The 18345-nt window shown below is 51.3% G+C and carries 14 protein-coding genes; 8 read left to right on the forward strand and 6 right to left on the reverse strand.

Features of this window, described 5'->3' with window-relative positions; genetic code table 11:
• Positions 1-111: 111 nt before the first annotated feature.
• The 3 genes from ald to B036_RS0103285 all read left to right on the forward strand — a co-directional run bounded on the left by ald (position 112) and on the right by B036_RS0103285 (position 2630).
• A complete protein-coding gene (gene ald / locus B036_RS0103275) occupies positions 112-1197 on the forward strand; it encodes an alanine dehydrogenase (protein ID WP_020567256.1) in 1086 nt (361 codons plus the stop codon).
• 250 nt (positions 1198-1447) lie between these two features.
• Positions 1448-1867: an OsmC family protein gene (locus B036_RS0103280; protein ID WP_020567257.1), complete on the forward strand. Its 420-nt coding sequence runs from the start codon at positions 1448-1450 to the stop codon at positions 1865-1867.
• A 250-nt stretch (positions 1868-2117) separates the two neighbouring features.
• A complete protein-coding gene (locus B036_RS0103285) occupies positions 2118-2630 on the forward strand; it encodes a GNAT family N-acetyltransferase (RefSeq protein WP_026231640.1) in 513 nt (170 codons plus the stop codon).
• Positions 2631-2697: 67 nt separating this feature from the next.
• Here the strand turns inward: B036_RS0103285 and B036_RS0103290 are convergent, their stop codons facing one another.
• Entirely contained in the window at positions 2698-3528 is an 831-nt protein-coding gene (locus tag B036_RS0103290; protein WP_026231641.1) for a LexA family transcriptional regulator, read from the reverse strand.
• A 102-nt stretch (positions 3529-3630) separates the two neighbouring features.
• Complete coding sequence (locus tag B036_RS0103295; protein WP_020567260.1) at positions 3631-4728, reverse strand: endonuclease/exonuclease/phosphatase family protein; 1098 nt, start codon at positions 4726-4728, stop codon at positions 3631-3633.
• 153 nt (positions 4729-4881) lie between these two features.
• Between B036_RS0103295 and B036_RS0103300 the strand changes: the two genes are divergently transcribed.
• On the forward strand, positions 4882-5775 hold the full coding sequence (locus B036_RS0103300) for an MBL fold metallo-hydrolase (protein ID WP_020567261.1): 894 nt from the start codon (positions 4882-4884) through the stop codon (positions 5773-5775).
• Positions 5776-6831: 1056 nt separating this feature from the next.
• On the opposite strand, the gene B036_RS0103305 is transcribed toward B036_RS0103300, so the two are convergent.
• The 3 genes from B036_RS0103305 to miaE all read right to left on the reverse strand — a co-directional run bounded on the left by B036_RS0103305 (position 6832) and on the right by miaE (position 10820).
• A complete protein-coding gene (locus B036_RS0103305) occupies positions 6832-8529 on the reverse strand; it encodes a chondroitinase-B domain-containing protein (protein ID WP_169435029.1) in 1698 nt (565 codons plus the stop codon).
• A gap of 263 nt (positions 8530-8792) precedes the next feature.
• Positions 8793-10112, reverse strand: a complete 1320-nt coding sequence (tilS, locus tag B036_RS0103310) for a tRNA lysidine(34) synthetase TilS (RefSeq protein WP_020567264.1) — start codon at positions 10110-10112, stop codon at positions 8793-8795.
• A 102-nt stretch (positions 10113-10214) separates the two neighbouring features.
• Positions 10215-10820, reverse strand: a complete 606-nt coding sequence (miaE, locus tag B036_RS0103315; protein WP_020567265.1) for a tRNA-(ms[2]io[6]A)-hydroxylase — start codon at positions 10818-10820, stop codon at positions 10215-10217.
• A gap of 55 nt (positions 10821-10875) precedes the next feature.
• On the opposite strand from miaE, the gene B036_RS0103320 reads away from it, so the two are divergent.
• The 4 genes from B036_RS0103320 to B036_RS0103335 all read left to right on the forward strand — a co-directional run bounded on the left by B036_RS0103320 (position 10876) and on the right by B036_RS0103335 (position 15012).
• Positions 10876-11865, forward strand: a complete 990-nt coding sequence (locus B036_RS0103320) for a dienelactone hydrolase family protein (protein ID WP_157472018.1) — start codon at positions 10876-10878, stop codon at positions 11863-11865.
• Positions 11866-12032: 167 nt separating this feature from the next.
• Complete coding sequence (locus tag B036_RS0103325) at positions 12033-13184, forward strand: cytochrome P450 (RefSeq protein ID WP_020567267.1); 1152 nt, start codon at positions 12033-12035, stop codon at positions 13182-13184.
• A 114-nt stretch (positions 13185-13298) separates the two neighbouring features.
• Positions 13299-13607, forward strand: coding sequence for a 2Fe-2S iron-sulfur cluster-binding protein (locus B036_RS0103330; RefSeq protein WP_020567268.1), 309 nt, complete (start codon positions 13299-13301; stop codon positions 13605-13607).
• A gap of 154 nt (positions 13608-13761) precedes the next feature.
• Positions 13762-15012, forward strand: a complete 1251-nt coding sequence (locus B036_RS0103335) for an NAD(P)/FAD-dependent oxidoreductase (RefSeq protein ID WP_020567269.1) — start codon at positions 13762-13764, stop codon at positions 15010-15012.
• A 157-nt stretch (positions 15013-15169) separates the two neighbouring features.
• Here the strand turns inward: B036_RS0103335 and glgP are convergent, their stop codons facing one another.
• Positions 15170-17698: an alpha-glucan family phosphorylase gene (glgP, locus tag B036_RS0103340; protein WP_245557438.1), complete on the reverse strand. Its 2529-nt coding sequence runs from the start codon at positions 17696-17698 to the stop codon at positions 15170-15172.
• Between the last annotated feature and the right edge of the window lie 647 nt (positions 17699-18345).

Genomic DNA, 18345 nt, shown 5'->3' on the forward strand with positions numbered 1-18345 from the left:
CCGAATACTGACTCCTGAATACTGACTCCTGAATACTTTCTTCTAACCACTGAAATACGGTCACCACAAACTCAAATATGATAAACCGTATTTCGCAACCAACACCATGCCATGATCATTGGATGTCCTAAAGAAATTAAAAACAACGAAAACCGTGTAGCGCTGACCCCTGGTGGAGTCATGGAGCTTACCCGTCGCGGACACACCGTTTATATTCAGCATACTGCCGGTTTGGGTAGTGGTTACAGCGATGAAGATTACGTAGAAGCTGGTGCTGAGATTCTACCGACCATCGAAGACGTATACGCTAAATCGGAAACCATCGTGAAGGTGAAGGAACCGATCGCGAGTGAATACGGCTTGGTGCGTGAAGGACAGCTTCTCTTCACATATTTCCATTTTGCCAGCTCCAGGCCACTCACTGAAGCCATGATCAAAAGTAAGTCCATTTGCCTTGCTTACGAAACGGTGGAGGGACCAAACCACAGCCTTCCACTCCTTATCCCGATGAGCGAGGTAGCAGGGCGGATGGCGGTCCAACAGGGGGCCAATTATTTGGAAAAACCAAAAGGCGGTATCGGTATTCTACTGGGAGGTGTTCCCGGAGTGAAGCCTGCTAAAGTGGTTATCCTCGGTGGCGGTGTTGTCGGTATTCAGGCGGCTAAGATGGCGGCAGGCCTGGGCGCTCAGGTTATCCTAATGGACATTAACCTTGATCGCCTCCGCTATCTGGCGGATGTGCTTCCGGCCAACGTCCGGACCGTTTACAGCTCCGAGTACAACATTCGGAAGGAACTTTCCACAGTAGATCTGGTTGTTGGTGCCGTCTTGATCCCAGGTGCTAAGGCTCCCCACCTAATTACAAGGGATATGCTTTCTGAAATGCGGGATGGTTCAGTTGTTGTCGACGTTGCCGTCGACCAGGGTGGTTGCATCGAAACCTGCAAGCCCACGACGCACGCTGACCCTACTTACGTGGTTGACGGTGTGCTCCATTACTGTGTAGCCAATATGCCAGGTGCGGTCCCTTATACCTCAACATTGGCACTTACAAATGCGACCTTTCCCTACCTCCTTAAAATCGCTGAGCTGGGGTGGGAAGCAGCAACTGACGCCAACCCCGGTTTGGCAAGAGGCCTCAACATCGTTAAAGGTACCATCGTTTACCCACCGGTTGCCGACGCATTCGACTTATAGTCAGGTTTGTAACTAACCTGAGACCCGGGTCTTAGGGTGTTCAGGGTTTGGAATTAAAGAAGACTACAGGAATCGCTCGGAGGACGAGCGATTCCTCACGCTTGACAACCACTCAGCCGTCGTGACGGCCGGTAGACATTAGCATGGATATTCAAGAAAATTTTACCTTGAATATGACTGCTTAACGCTGACTGCTTAATACTTACGCCTGATTCCTGACTTATTTTTTTGACCCCCAGAACATTGAATTATGACCATCAATCTGCACCGCCTGGACGACGCTTTCCACATCCAGGCCACCAATGAGGACGGACTCACCATTGAAACAGACGGCAGCACCGCAATTGGTGGAAAGAACGCCGGAATGCGGCCCATGCAATTGGTGCTGTCAGCCGTAGGAAGTTGTTCGAGCATTGACGTGATCATGCTGCTGCAGAAGCAGCGCCAGGACCTGCAAGATATTCGTATTTCCGTCACTGGAACCCGACGGGAGGAAGAGCCACGCCTTTTTACGGGCATCCATGTTGCCTATACCCTGGTGGGAAATATTGATGATAAAAAGGCGGAACGCGCCTGTCGGTTGAGCATGGAGAAGATGTGCTCCGTTAGCTTGATGCTGAAAGCTGGAGGGATAGTGATTACCTGGGAGTACGAGGTGATTACTGCTTAAGAAAAAGCAGAAGTAGCGGAGACTCAACCGTTGGTAGGACAGGCCCTACCACTCGTGTAATGAGACTTTGATCTTTACCGAAAATTTTAGACTTTGTTGATGTGGTTTGATTTGGGGTCGCTATAATTGCCACCCTTTAATCAAAGTCAGATCTAAAGTTTTGAAGTAGGTATTTTGATGACTATCCCTGTCTCGGGGGTAGTCATCTATTTATTTTTGTGGACCAGCTGAAGCGAAACTTTATTATTCTGTGCATCACCCTTTACTCTTTACTCCAAGGCTAATCATTCGTCCCTTTCTTTTAGAAGACGATGTCCAGATTTATCGGCTGAATGCCGACTCAGAAGTGATGCAGCACCTGCCCAAGGACGAGGTATACACAAACGTTAATCAGGCCGGAATTTTCCTGAAGCGTTACCAGGCACAAAGGAAGGAATCTCTTTTCGCGCGCCAGGCCGTAATTAGAAAATCAGATGGTGCCTGGTTGGGCTGGTGTGGTTTAAAAAAACTTGAAGACGGTACGGTGGATCTTGGATTTAGATTTCATCGTAAATATTGGGGGAATGGCTATGCCTCGGAATCCGGAAAAGCTTGGTTGGAATATGGCTTCGGAGAAGCCAGCCTTAAACGAATCATTGGCAATGCAGCAAAAAGCAATATCGGTAGTCAACGTGCGCTGGAAAAACTTGGTTTTCAACGTTGCCCCGAGGAAGATTTCTACGAAGACGGATTTGATTGGTTGAGGTATGAAATAACGGGGTAGGGGAGTTGGCTTCTTTTCCCTTCATTGCACCTGCGGCCGCGCCTTATTAGAAACTAGGAACTAGCTCCTATTTACTTCCCAGCCGATCAATGGCCGCTGACAACCGATTGATCATCTTGCCCTGGTTGGCAATGGTGTCTTTGAGACCTAACATCTCATCATGTACATACCGCTGAATGTTCTGCGGCGATGGCAGGAACGGTGTAATACGCGCCCGGACGTACCAAATCTCCCGAAGATCAGCCAGAGAGACCCGATAGGACTCATAAAAATTGTTATCAGCGATGAGTTCTAATTCTTTGCTTTCCTCAATGAGGTTCTTCACTCTTCGTACCACTACGTCACTACGGGTTACGATGATGTAAGCGTAGTTATCCTTAATACCCGAAGCCCACAGCGTTGGTTCCAGAAAGGAACAGACAACTTTATCCCCTTCAAAAAGCGTTGGCTCCATGCTGTCTCCAGGGACGTCGAAACTCCGGTGGGTACCGACTTTATACTTGTAGTCTGGCAGGCTGTAGGTGGGTAGGTCCTGCACAAAGGAAGGATCACCTAATTCAGCTGAATAAACGGCCTGTGCAGGTAGTGGAACGTGAACGATCAACTCGTCTTCGTTCGGCGTTTGTATGGTGGTGAGGACCCTGAAACTCTGGTTGGTCTCTTCGGTCATGAACATCGGTCCATCGCCGGTCATAATGTAAACCGGATTCATTTTATACTTGTCGATAGCCTTACGCAATAACTCTATAGTTACATCACGTCGTCCTTTCAGAATTTCGGACAAAGACTGAGGCAAATAACTAAGGGAAAGGGCGAATTGACGACTTGAACGAACACGTTTTTCCTCGCGTAGCTTGTTGTGGCATTTGATGAAGCGCTGGGAAACTACGTTATTCATTATCCGGTTTTTAGTCCTATTGTGGTGATAGTTTGTCAAAGGTACGCGTAATGCGCGTTCCTTTACTAGTTACGAACGGATTTTTTTACATCAATTTGCGAATTATTCCTCTTGCTCAATTAAAACGTCTTTTTTGCCTGTCTTGCCGTTCTTTATCACTTCCTTGGCTTCTTCTACGTCGCCCTCTTTGCGCTCTTTTTCCTGACCAGGTGAGGCATTATGTTCATAGTTGAAAGTGATGACTACCGGGAAGTGGTCTGAGCCTATATGCCGGAGCCGTTTGAGTTCTACCAGGGCGAGGTCCGAGGAATGGAAAATATGATCCAGCGGCCAGCGGGCCAGTCTGTAGTCTGCATGGTAGGTAGCGTACAAGCCTCGTCCGCGGCGCGGATCCATTAAGCCGCTAAGTCGTTGAAACAACCTGGAAGAATGGGACCAGGCCACATCGTTCATGTCTCCGGCAACAATGGCATTACGCCCCTTTTCCTTCACTTCCATACCAACCAATGCCAGCTCGGCATCCCTTCCTGTACTGGCGTAATCTTCCGTAGGGCTTGGGGGCATTGGATGTAGAAAATAAAGATCAATCTCTTCTCCGTTCCCAAGAGTGATGGTGGCATCGATGCTCGGAATGTCATCTTTGATCCGGTATTTGATGCTTGGGTTTTGTAACGGTATCCTGCTGAATAGGTGCATGCCGTACAGGTTTTCAAGGGGAACATTTACACGGTGTGGGTATTCCTCCTTCAGCGCCGCATGGAGTGCTTTTTCCCAAACTTTATTAGTTTCTACCGTCAGGAGCAGGTCTGGAGAAACCTCAAGGGCCAGGTCAATAACCCGGTCATGTTCCTGATTAGTCTGCAGGACATTACAAACCATTAAGCTGAGTTTAGAATTGTCAGTTATGGGTTGCCGCGCTTGTGCGGATTGCTTTTTCCACAATGGTGTATATGGTGCAATTCGATACGTTTGGTAGCAGGTGGCCAGGAGGAGGGTAGCAGCAATAAGGTAATCGTATCTGTCCCATTCAGTATTCGTGAATAACCATAGGGCAGCAGCTAGTCCCAATACGAAAATCAGTTGTTGGCGGGGGTAATCGAAGCCTCTGATCCAGAAATCATCATATGGGAGAAAGGGCATCAGGGTACCGATGATGCCAAAACCTCCTAAAATGTAAGCGACGATTCGTAGTAGGAGCAAAATGGCTGTAATTATGGGGTTCTCATTTCAAACATGAAATATACGGAGTATTGTTCGTTCAACCTTAACCAAATGAAACGAACGACGTTTGCTCAATTGAACAGGCGGTCCCGCAACGTTGTATTGCCTGTACAACTTAACTAAAATTCAACTATGCCGACTATCCATACCATCGATTTGAAGTTCCTGGGAGAACCCGCCGCCATTGCCGCTTTTGCCGTTGAAGATGAGGCGGGGGTTACGCTGGTAGAATGTGGGCCTTTCGCTACCAACGATAACCTGATCAGAGGACTGAAGGAAGTGGGTATTAACCCGGGCGACGTACACACTTTGCTGCTCAGCCATATTCACTTCGACCACGCCGGGGCCGCCTGGTGGTGGGCACAACACGGCACGCAGGTATACGTACATCCTAAGGGCTTGAAGCACATGATTGATCCTACCCGGCTTTATGCTTCTGCTGCCCGGATCTATGGTGATGATAATATGGAACGGCTGTGGGGCAAAATGGAGAAGATCGATGAGTATGATATTGCGGCGGTAACCGATCGTAGCCGTCTTACCTTCGGTGGTAACACCTGGGTCGCGCACCATACCCCGGGACATGCAAGCCATCACGTAGCCTGGCAGTTGGGCAACATCGTATTTACTGGTGATGTTGGTGGCGTGAAGATCAAAGGAGGACCCGTAGTTCCGCCCCTGCCACCGCCAGACATCAATTTGACTCAATGGAAAGATTCCATCCAGCGACTACGTAGCCTGCGCGCAGAAAAGTTTTACCTGACCCACTATGGCCCCGTAGATGCGCAGAGTGATCACCTGAGTCAGTTGTCTGATCGGCTAGACAGCTATGTCAGTTGGGTTGGACAAGCACGTAAATCCGGGCAGTCAGAAGAGGAAATGACCGCCGGGTTTACAGAATTTGTTGAAGCTGATTTGAGGTCGAACGGCGTGACGGATGAGGTCATCGGTGCATACCGCGCGGCAAACCCTCCGGGGATGAGTGTGGCGGGTATCTTGCGGTGGTTTACTTATTTGGAGGCTTAAGGGACGGGAATCCGCCTCCCAATCCCTCTCTACGGGGGCTGCTCCCTACACAAATATCGCTCGTATTTAAACCCCTTCCCCGGCAGCTGCGAAGCACACGGCCGGGGAGGGGGGGCAACGGGCTCCAGATATGTAGAGCGCCTAGCCCGTGGGGGTAGGGTGTTCAGAATGTAGGAGATCTTGTTCACCCCTTTTTGGCGTTTGAAAGACCTTCTACATCTTACATGTCCTCCCGTCATACCAGCCTGCCGGCGGCCTACTTTTGAAGAGCAAAAGTAGCAAAACTCTTTGGCTGCGCCGGTGGCTGATCGGTTAACGAAGCCCCAAAAGCCTAAAAGAAAAAAACTCGCGCCGGAACCTGATGCCATGCTTCTAAACTTCTCGGTTACCAAAATCTGAAGCCAAAGCTCCAACTCTTGGCGCTCAAACAGTTTTTCTTTTTTAACGGCTTTTGCGCCTCCGTTAACCGGCCACCGCCAAGGCCGTCCTTCGTAAGTTAACACTTGGGATTCCACTTAACATTACTGGGCTTTTCGGCAAGATTAGCACCTTGTGAGGAAATCGAAGCTAGGTTTTTTATGCTTGAAAATCAGGGCTTTGACGCTTTTACTAAATTTTATTTTGCCCTCCAGCTTGGTAATTTTACCTGAAATGTGAGACGTTCCCTGCAACCGCCAGCTTCGGCCTTGGCCCCGGCCGTGAAGCGCCATCCGAAAAGGCGTTAAAAAATGCAAACTGTATGAGCCGCCACTAAGTGTTGACTTTTCCGAAAGGCCGCTATAACCGAAAATTTGAAGCGCGGAGCAAGAGGCTAAGGGGCGAGTTTTTGCATTTTAGTCTATTCGGATGACCCTTCGCGATTAGCCGGGGACACAGCCAAAGGCTTTTGTTTCTTTTGGCCCTCAAAAGAAAGCCCCCGGCAGGGAGGTGAGACGGGAGGTCACGTAGAAATAGCTCCAACCATTAGCCTGGAGCATTTTAAAGGCTAGAAAGGGGTGAGCTAAAAAGGCAACATTCTGAACACCTTAGCCCACGAAAAGGGCCACTAGGGCAGTGTCACCTTTTCACAAACTGTATCGTCTGAATCCAGCGAGCGGCTGCCTTCTGCCCAGTGGCTCGAACAGTATAGAGGCCAGCTGGCAGGCTGTCAACTGAATGTTGGAGGACTACTTCGCTCAAGGTGCTTTGAGACTGATGTAAGGTGTTGAGCTTTCTACCAGTGAAATCGAGTAGGTCAACGGTGATGTCATCACCGGCACCTTCGTCAATGGTCAGGGTAAGTACTTTGTCGACAGGATTGGGAAATAGTCGAATTGCGTCCTTAATGACCACCGGCTGATTACTTACCCGCGTTGCGGTAGTGGTGTTGTAATCTGGTCCGGTATTTTCTTCAGTAGCTATGGGGCGGATTTCGATGTTGTGAGGAAACTCGTTGGCTCCCAGGTCTTTCTCCGTTACCATGGCGGGGCGGGCCTGGCCCATCAGGTCAAACAGGATGTCGGTATCGATAGTGTCCATGCCGGGGAACTGGGGCAATTCTGCATAGCCGGGTAAGGCCGCATTTATGGCCGGGCTTCCAATAGCAAGACCGAAATAGCCGGCTGCATTTTCTTCCAGTTGAGGGTCGAGGAGCGTGAGGCCGCTGGCCGGAAGGTTGATGCCCAGCGTGCCGAAGCCGATGTTGCCGATCCAGGTTTCGTTGCCGGTGGCACTTTCGAAGAGCTCCTCGTTGGGCGCGGTGATGATATTGTTGGCCAAAGTTACGTTGGTGGGGGGAAAACTGCCACTACCTCCCCCGAGGAGCACCTCGTCGCAATCAACAATGGTATTAAACGCAATATTGATGTTGTCCAGCGGGTCGGATCTCTCGTTTTGCAGGAAAATAGCTCGGTCCTCAAGTCGGTTAAAGTAGTTGTTGTAGATGTAGTGGTTCTGCCCTTCCCGGACGCGGACACCGCCTTTGCCGTTGAGGAAAAAGTTACCGTACACAATGGCCTGGGAGCCGTGGCGAAGTACCAACTCGGCCTTCGTATTGTTTTCGAAAGTATTGAAACGGTAAACGTTCTGGGTGGCTTTGCTGGAGATTATCTCGCCGTCGCCGTCGCACTTTGTGAAGTAACAGTATTCGACTAAGGTGCGACTGATGAAATCAGCCTGGGAACTGACGCCGATGCGAATCGGTTCCACCCCTTCATCGTTGCCGCCACCGGGGAAATTTTTGAACGAACAGTGGCGAATTTTGTGGTAGCCCGGCTGATTGTTGTCAACGAGAATGGAGAGGATGTTTTGGTCTGCGACATTCAGACGATTCTCGAAATTGCAGTAGGAAATGTCAACGTACTGGCTCTCTTCTCTTACCCGTAGGTATTTGTAGCAGGTATAGGCACGGATATTGACCTGATTGAACTTGATATTGCTCCCTCTGATGCTCACCACGTCGGCGGTGCCGAGGTTACCACCTACGTACTGAAAGCCAATAAAGTCGATGTTATCACCATCGATCTCCGCCCGTGAGAAACCATTGAAAACGGTGCCACCGAGGTTTTCTGCCCGAACGGTCAGGTCACTTTTGGTAATCCTCATAACTACGTCGGGGTAGACGCCATCCGGCCAGACGATTTCGTCTCCCGCAGCGGCCTGACTATGCGCCGTGTTGAATTCCTGCGCGGACGTAACGATGAAGGTTTCCGCGCAAAGGGTGGAGGTGAGTAGGCAGGTAAGCAGCCATAGGGTTAAGTGGGTACGAATTTTCATGGTAGTTTTCAGCACTTGAATTATGTAAGGGGCCACACTACTGGACATTTTGGTAAACCCGATGATTTAGTTGCAGTGGTTCCAGGCGGTACATCCCTGCAACAACTGCAACAACTGCAACAATTCAGGAAAGAAGACCAATTGGATTTGGACCGCAAACCAAAATGTTCAGTAGTGTATTAAGGGGCACTAAGTTAAGATAGAATAGGAAGTAAATGTTTTGAAGGCTTACTTTTTATCCTGTATCCAATGGGTAAATGGCTTTAATTCCATCCAATTCGCAGCACCGTATCGTGTTCCGGTAATACCTTGAATTTCTCGGAGATGCAGTAGCCGGGGATGGCCATGATTTCGTCCTGGTCGTTTACGAGCAGGTAAATCCGGTCGCGCAGCCACACGGGAATCTTTTCGTCGATCATGTAGTCCTTGATCTTTTTGGTCTTACCGCCGAGACCTAGTGGTTGAAAGCGGTCTCCTTTTTGGCGGGGTCGCAGGTGCAGGGGGAGGGTGGGGGGAGCTAGGAAGAGTTGACCGGGCTCCTCGAGCGTATCAGGACGAGGTACAAGCTTGAGGTTCAGGCCACTAAATGAGATACGTTCAGGATAGGGTAGGGTCACGACAGCAACTGCTTTAAGGGGCGGCAATTTTGCGTCTTGCAGTGGGATCATCCTGAACTTATCAGGCGTAATGTAAGCCATGTATGAGGTGCCTGACAAGCAACGAGGCCCGGTTATGGTAAGCATTTGTCGGATCTGCTCGGGGGTGAAGTTGTAAACCGCTCTTATGTGAGAATACATAAAGGACTCCAGTTCCTGTGGCCTCCAGCCATGACGATGGATCGTCCGGAATCCACCTGAGAAGTCGCAATGCTGCTTCAACATGCTGGTTATTCCCTTCCCATAAATTCGATGGTCATCTCTTAAATTACCGGATGTTTTTATCCAACCCTGGGTTGTCAGACCTAATTCTTTCAGAAGAGGGGTTAGCTGATGACGGATGCGATTGCGCAAATAATCGTCTGTTTGATTACTGGCATCTTCCCGCCATTCCAGGTTGTGCTCGTGGGCATACCCTTGAATGGCGGCACGGCTACAATCCAGTAGTGGTCGGCGCATATCTACTCCCGCTATTGGGATGCCCGTCAAACCGGCAAGCCCCGTACCGCGAATGAGGTTGATCAGCATGGTTTCCAGGCTGTCGTCAGCATGATGAGCGGTTGACAGGAAAGAGCAGTCTTCTTGTTTGATGAGTTTTTGAAACCAGTCGTACCGTAGTCGCCGCGCCGTCATTTGCGTGCTTTCGCCGGGCTTAGCCTGGCCCCTGACGTCCACTGCCTTGCAATAAAACTTTGCACCCAGCGTCCGCGCCAACTCCTCCACAAAAGCCGCATCACCGTCGGAGGCTTCGCCCCGCAACTGGAAGTTCATGTGCGCGATGGCAAAATCGTAACCTTCGGCGTGCAGGACATGGGCCAACACGGTGCTGTCAAGACCTCCACTGCAGGCCAGCAACAGCTTGTCCTCCTTAGTGAACAGCTGTTCCCGATCAACGAAATCCCGAAATGTCTCAATGAGTGTTTTCATGTGATTTGGGTAGAGGGCTTGTAGCCCGAACGCGAACGGGGCTGGAGGCTCCCGGAGCGTGTAGCTGCGGCAGCTAAATCAAGAATGAAGAATTAAGAATCATCAATGCATTCTGTCGCCTCTGACTTCCATATTCTCCAACAGCTCCTTCTCAAAAGCCAGAAACTCCGCCCAGCGCTTGTCCACCACCTCCCGGTCGAAGTACTTGCGGGCCAGTTCGATGAAGAGTACGTAGTGTCCCGCCTCGGCAACCATGAATTTATGGTAAAAGTTCCGCAGGTCTTCGTCGGCGCAGTACAAACTCAGCAAGCGAAAACGCTCGCAGCTGCGCGCCTCGATCAGGGCACAGAGCAGTAGCTTTTCCATCAGCGACTGTTCGCGACCGCCACCTTTTCTCAGGCACTTCATCAGCCCGTTGACGTACTCGTCCTTTCTCTGGCGGCCGAGTTTCAGCCCCCTTTTGTCCAGTTCATGCAGGACCATCCGGAAGTGTCCCCATTCCTCGGTCACCACCGGCGCGACCTCCGCAACGATCTCCGGATAATCCGGATAACCCTGGATCAGTGATATACAACTGGTGGTGGCTTTTTGCTCGCAGTAGGCGTGGTCCGTCAGGATTTCCTCCAGGTCCATTTCCGCCAGGTTGACCCACCGGGGATCGGTAGGAAGTTTCAGGTTGAGCATTTGGACGGTGGCAGCGGTTTCCATATTGTGGTGCTTTAGTCTATTGGTCTGTTTGGGGCAGCAAGATACGGACTTTGGTTTGGCCGCAACCTTCGGGTATCTTGACCACATTATCGTAGTAACCAATCCAAACCATATTATGGCCCAGCCGGAAATACAGCGTTTTCTTGACATTCATATTCATCGGGAGCAGGTTCCCTTCGAAGTCGTTGAGGTCCACGAAGAGAAGCGGTACACCAGAAAATTGATCCGTTACGCAGGAAGCGAGGGGGATGAAGTCCGCGCTTTTTTATTTCTTCCCAAAAAGGAGGTGGTGGGTGCGGTGCTCGTACATCATCAGCACGACGGGGATAGGGTGATCGGGAAAAGCGAAGTTGCCGGCCTCGCCGGAGATCCGCATCAATTCTTCTGCCCGGCATTGGCCGAGCGGGGCATCATGACCCTGGCACCGGATTCGATCTGTTTCGAAGACCGGCGGACCAATATGAAAGGGCAGGGGCTTGAACCCGCCCCGGACCCTGATGATGACATCATGCAACACTTCAACGAAATGTGCTACCGACTGCTGAATGGAACCACTTTGATGAAGAAGGTGATCGAAGATTCTTCAATTGCCTTGAGCTTGCTATCTGAGCTGAATCCAGCGGGGCCAGACCGATTGGGCATCCTCGGACATTCCTATGGTGGTAATACGGTGATTTTTCATAGCCCTTTCGATGAGCGCATTAAGTTCAGCTGTTCCAGCGGTGCAGTATGTAGCTACCGGGAAAAATTCAGTACCCAGACCGGTATCGAAATGGCGGAGACTATTCCGGGATTCACTGCTCGATACGACATTGAAGACTTGCTTCGGCTGATTGCTCCCAGGCACCTGCTGGTTCTTTCTGCAGACGAGGATATCTACGCGATGGATGCTCCGGCGGTGTGTGAAGCTGTTGAGCCAGCTTTTGCTGCTGCTAATGCTGCCGATCATCTAACCCAGGTGCGGTTTAAGGGTGCGCATGCGCTGGATGGGGAGCGATTTGAGGTGATTTTGGGGTGGTTTGTGGAGAAGTTTGGGAAGGAGTAGCCCTGGAGCGAGTCAAGGGACCTTAAGGTGGCGAGTGTCTCCTAATCTGCATCAATTTTCACTTGCGGGCTATCTTTTTTGATAAAATACTGTATAAATCGGCGAAAACAAGAAAACCACACCAGTCCCAGGAAGTCCCATCTTTGCTGCCCAATACCACACCTCAAATGAAAGTAAGCAAACTCCCAGATCCCTTCAAATCCGCCCGCGAGGATAAAGGCTACGGCGAAATGGACGACCAGAACGACCCGGTAACCATGTTGCTGCGCCTGAAGGACGTTCGTAAATCCGCTCACAAGTACCAGACCTTTACCTCCGAAGCTAAGCCGGGGCGGATCGTGGTGCCATCCGAGGTCGCCATTCGTGATGTCCGGCAAATCCCTTTTGAGGTGGACCCACCGATGCACAGGGACTACCGCACATTGGTGGAAGACTGGTTTCGCCGGCCCAACGCTCCTGATTACCAAGCCAAACTTTCTGTACTCGTCGAAGAAGTCGTTGCGCTGGCACTATCGGCCGACAAGATTGAAGTAATCAATGAATTCTCCCTGCGGCTCCAGTCCCGGGCACTGACTTTACTGTTGAACGTCCCGTTGGAAATCTCTAAAACCTGGATTGACTGGGGCACCCACGTCTTCCGCAGCGAGGGCGAAGCCCTCGACGGCAACAAGGCGGCCATCCTTTACGATTACATCGACAAAGAGATCGACAAAGCCATCGCCAATCCCGGCGAAGACATGTATTCTGTACTGCTGGCCTCCGAGATCAACGGACGAAAGCTAACCAAGGAAGAAGTCAAAGGTGTAATGATTCTGACCTTTGCCGGTGGCCGGGATACTGTTATCAACGCCCTCACTAATACCATCGCTTACTTCTCCGATCATCCCGAATCACTGATCCGGCTGCGTAGGGAGCCCGAGATTATCGATAAGACCGTAGAAGAACTTATCAGGTACTTCTCCCCACTTACCCACATGGGCCGGGTAGTGACGGAGGATACTGTTGTGTGCGAGCACGCGGTAAAGGCAGATACCAGGGTGTCCTTATGTTGGGCTTCCGCCAACAGAGATGCTGCTGTTTTTGAGCGGCCTAATGAGGTGATACTGGACCGAAAGATGAATCCACACGTTGGCTTCGGTTTTAGCCACCACAACTGCCTGGGAGCTACCCACGCACGCCAGATCCTGAAAACCCTGATCAGGACCTTGACGGAGAAAGTTTCCAGCATTGAAATCCTGGAAAGCGAAGACAATATCGAGGAGTTGGGACACTTTAAGCGAAAGGTGGGCTTCCATAAATTGGTGGCTGTCTTTTCTTAGCGGTGAGGGCCTCCAGCCGTTCGTCCGACGAATTCGGCTGTAGCCCAGCCAAGAGGATCCACATCTACTCGCACCAAAAGATCTCCCAATAAATCATAAAATTACCATCCAACCATGCCAAAAATTACCTTCATAACCGCCACCGGCGAATCCATCATCGCCGAAGGCACTTCCGGTTCCGTCATGGAATTGGCCAAACAGTATAACGTAAGCGGTATCGACGGAGACTGCGGCGGCGTGTGCTCCTGCGCCACTTGCCACGTACACGTTGCTCCCGCAGACTTTAACAAAACGGGCGCGGCCAGTGAAATTGAAGCCGATATGCTGGAACTGGACGACAACGTCATCAAGTTCAGCCGGTTATGCTGTCAGATCGAAGTTTCTGACGCTGTTGATGGAGTAACGCTCACGGTACCGGGGTAGTCCTCTGCAACTAGCTCCATTTTACCTAAAAACTTTAATGCTTGGGTCATCCCTCTCCGGGGGAGAGGGACCGAGGGAGAGGCGCATTGGGAGACACAGCGACTGAATTCTTATCACCCTACATCCATTAGCTAAAGCCCTCGAAAACTTACCTATGTCAGAACAAGCCAACGACGCTCAAACCTGCGTAATTATAGGCGCCAGCCACGCCGGCGTCAACCTGGCCTTCAACCTGCGTATCGCGGGTTGGGCGGGAGATATCCTCCTTTTTGACGCAGATCCCGAACTACCGTATCACCGACCACCGCTTTCCAAAGCTTATCTGGCCAGCGACGACGGTTTAGACAGCCACCGACTTAAGTCGGCGGACAGCTACGTTCAACAGCAAATTACACTTCGCCTCGGGGTAAAGGTGAGTAAGATCGACCCGGACCAGAAAGTAATTACTTTAAATGACGACAGCGTTCAATCCTACGATAAGCTGGTACTTGCTACCGGAGCCCGGCCCTTAATTCCCCCTATTCCCGGACTGGATGCGGCGAACAATTGCTTCCCGCTGCGTACTGCTGCCGACGTGGAGAACATCCGTGAAGCAATTACGCCAGCAGGTGGAAAAAATGTCGTCATTATCGGTGGCGGCTATATCGGCCTGGAAACTGCGGCATCCATGAAAAAGCTGGGCGCTAATGTCACCGTCCTGGAACGTGAAGATCGGGTACTGGCCCGGGTAACTGCGCCGGTGATGTCCGACTTCTTTACCTGCCTGCACAAGGACAACGGCGTGACCATCGCCATTAGAAAGAACGTTTCAGCTATTGAGTCTGAAGGCAGTACTAACCTGGTTCGTTGCGCTGATGGCTCCGAGTATCCGGCAGATCTCATCGTGGTAGGCGTAGGCATCCGGGTGAATACGGAGCTGGCGGAAGCCGCCGGACTGAAGGTCCATAACGGCATTCAAATAGATGCCACGATGAAAACAAGCACAGACGATATCTACGCCATCGGAGATTGTACGTTCCACCATAACCCGCATTACGATCGTTGGGTCCGGCTGGAATCAGTACAGAACGCTGTGGATCAGGCCAAGGTGGCTGCTAAAGCCATTTGTGGAGAGGTAGTTGTTTACGATGCCATCCCCTGGTTTTGGTCTGATCAGTACGACGTTAAGTTGCAGATGGTGGGTTTGTCTGAAGGCTACGATGAAGTTGTCGTTCGTCATGAGATAGGCGAAGGCCACAAATTTTCCGCCTGGTACTTTAAGGGGGACACCCTGCTGGCGGTAGACGCGGTGAATAATGCTAAGGCTTACGTGATCGGGACCCGCTTCATTAAGAGTGGTGATTTGATTAATAAGGGGAAATTGGCTGATTTGGGGGTGGGGCTTAAGCCAGCAACTTTGGGTTGAGGTGTGGTGCGCTGCCCTCTCTGAGCACCTTGAGCTAGATAAAAAAGCCCGCCGATACCTAGCGGTACCAGCGGGCTTTATTCTGAGTCTCAAGAACTGAACCCTGGATCCTGAATTCTAAACCCTGAATCCTGAAAACTGAATCTTAAAAACTACCCTACACCCAGAACACCAGGTTCAGATCCTGCGCATGCGGCATCATCTTATGGTTTGGCCGCAGGCGGAAACCATATTCGTAGACACCAGCCAGGCGTGGATCCAGGCTGATTTCGAAGGTAGCTTTACCATCACTTTGCTTTTTGAGGGCAAAGGCCTCGGTTCGGCGAAGGCGAATCTTCTCCTCGCTCAGGCGCTCGTAAAAGCATACTTCCAGCAGGAGGTTCTTGGCGTCAATGCTATTGGTGTCCAGGACAACTTTGGCCGTAAAGGCCTCGCCCAGTGGGAATGCTTTGTTCACGGTATCAAAGCTTTCGCTTTCGATAACCTCAATGCCCTGCCAATTGGCGATAACGCTCTGCTTCCAAGTGGCGAATTCCTTCGCTGCCTTCCAGTTGGATTTGCTGGCAACCTGCTGGCTCTTACCCAGTGGGAAGTAGAAGCGCTCGTAGTAATCGTCCATCATCCGCTTCATCGTAAAGGTAGGTGCTACTTCAGCAATGATTTGCTTCACGTAGCCCATCCAATCCTTGCTGATGCCGGATTTATCACGACGGTAGAACGTCGGGATGATCTCATCTTCAAGGATGCTGTAAATGATCTCGGCATCGAGCTCATTCTGGAGGTGCTGGTCTTCGTAGGTACGCTCCAGCGGCAGGGCCCAACCGGCATCGGGGCGGTAGCCTTCGGCCCACCACCCGTCGAGGACGGAGAAGTTAATGGAACCATTTAACGCAGCTTTCATGCCGGAGGTGCCGGAAGCTTCGAGCGGTCGGGTAGGGGTGTTGAGCCAAACGTCAACGCCCTGCGTGAGGAGCTTGGCCATCTCCATATTGTAATCTTCCAGGAAAATCACCTTACCGGCAAATTCTGGCTTCTTACTAACGTGGATGATGTGACGGATGAGGTCCTGTCCGCCCTGATCGGCGGGGTGTGCCTTACCCGCAAATAGGAAGATGACCGGCTTGTCGGTCTGGTTCACCAGCTCGCGGAGGCGCTCTTCGTTTTTAAACAGCAGGGTTGCACGTTTGTAGGTAGCGAAGCGACGAGCAAACCCGAAGACCAGCGCGTCATTGTTGATGTTGGAGACAATGTCGATGATCGCCCGGGGGCTCTCGCCCCGGCGGCGCATATCGATCTCCAGCTTCGTGCGGACGTAGTCCAATAAACGAACTTTCAGCTTATGCCGAACGTCAAATAGTTTCTTGTTGTCAATCTCGTGAATCTTCCGCCAGATGTCTTTATTGCTCTGGTCGCGTACCCAGTCCTTACCGAACTTGGTGCTGTACAGGTCGTGGATGTCCTTAGCTATCCAAGTGGGGTAGTGGACAGAGTTGGTAACGTAACCAATGTGTATTTCCTCGGCGGTGTAGCCGGGGTACAGGGTGGTGAACATCTCCCGGCTTACTTCGCCGTGGAGTTTGGATACACCGTTGACGCGTTGGCTCAGGGCGATGGAAAGTTTGGACATATTGAAGTCCTCTCCCGCGTCGTTCGGGTTCTGCCGGCCGAGCGCGACAAACGCTTCCCAGCTAATGCCGAGTTCAGCGGCGTAGTTGTACAGGTAGTTCCGGAGCATGTGCTCTGGGAAGTGGTCGTGGCCGGCAGGTACCGGCGTGTGCGTAGTATACAGGCTGCTGGCGCGTACGGCTTCCACCGCTTCGGGGAAGCTCATCCCATCGGCAACGTGGTTCTTCAGGCGTTCGATGCTGAGGAAACCGGCGTGGCCTTCGTTGAGGTGATACACCTCAGGTTCGAGGCCCATGGCTTCGATGGCGCGGACACCGCCGATGCCGAGGAGGATTTCCTGCTTCAGGCGGTGCTCGTTGTCTCCACCGTAAAGCATGTGCGTCAGTGCACGGTCGTCCTGGCTATTGTCTTCATGGTCGGTGTCGAGCAGGAAGAGGCTGATGCGGCCGATGGGCAGACGCCAGATCTTTGCCTGGACGATGCGGCCGTGAATTGGGACGGAGACCTTCATCCAGGTTCCGTCAGCATTGCGGACGGGCTCAACCGGCAGCTGGGTAAACTTCTGCGCAGGATACAGGTGGATCTGATCGCCGTTCATGCTCAGCCCCTGGTTGAAATAACCATAGCGGTAAAGCAGGCCTACACCAAAGAGGTCGACGTTACTGTCGGAGGCTTCTTTGAGGTAGTCCCCGGCGAGGACGCCGAGGCCACCACTGTAGAGTTTGAGGCTGATGTGCAGGCCATATTCCATACTGAAATAAGCCAGTTTGGGACCTTTTTTCTTTGGCTCAGCGAGGTAAGCATCAAAGGATTTTTCAACGGCTTTCAGCTGTTTAAGGAAGGCTTTGTCTTTTGCCAATTCCTGTATACGGTCGGGGTCAAGCGTTTCCAGCAGGGCCACCGGATTGTAATTCAACTCGATAAAGCGCTTGGGATCAATGGAGGAGAACAGTTCTTGTGCATCAGCACTCCAGGACCACCAGATGTTATGGCTGAGCCGCTTCAAGGGTGCCAGTATTTCAGGTAACTGATTCTGAATAAATATGCGTTTGAGTTTCATTTCCGTATTGGTTTGCGTCATGATCATTAATCGACAAATTAAGAGGACGGGAAGTCTGGCGATATCGCCTTCGGTTTCCCGATAGCCGGTTGGGAGTGGGGTTAACAGCCTTGTTTTTTGTTAGCAATCTTCCATTCTGCAGGGCCGTCCTGGGACTCAAAATAGTGGCACCTTTCGGCTTTCTCTTTCGGACTTTCGGAACCGCGCGATATTTTCCTGGCAGTGATACATTTTGAGGTGCAGCAAGGCAAGGTGGCGCGGACGCGGGTGCAGTGGAAGTGTTGGGCGCAAGGTTGTCTTCGCTTCCGGCCGTTGGCCGGGAGGTAAAGGTTTGCGTCAAACCCAGCCGTCTTAGTAAGACGGCGGAGCCCGGAGTTTCGTGGAGAATACAACCCCTGGAGGAGTGGAAGCATAATTCAGCAAGCTTCATACACACTACTGATTACCTAATGCAAACCATCCCGAAGGTCTCTGAGCGGTGCCAAAAGTCGTCAATTCAATGGAAATGAGCAAGCTATTATCAAATTTATACTTGAATCTAAGCGCTTACCTTAGCCTACTTTGCTTTTTAATCAAACTTTCTTTGCACCTGCGGCCCCGCCCCCTAGTGAGTTGGAGAATGACTGAGTTAGTGAGTTGCTACCGCT

Origin of the sequence: Neolewinella persica DSM 23188 (assembly GCF_000373105.1) — a bacterium.
GTDB classification, from domain to species: Bacteria; Bacteroidota; Bacteroidia; order Chitinophagales; family Saprospiraceae; genus Neolewinella; species Neolewinella persica.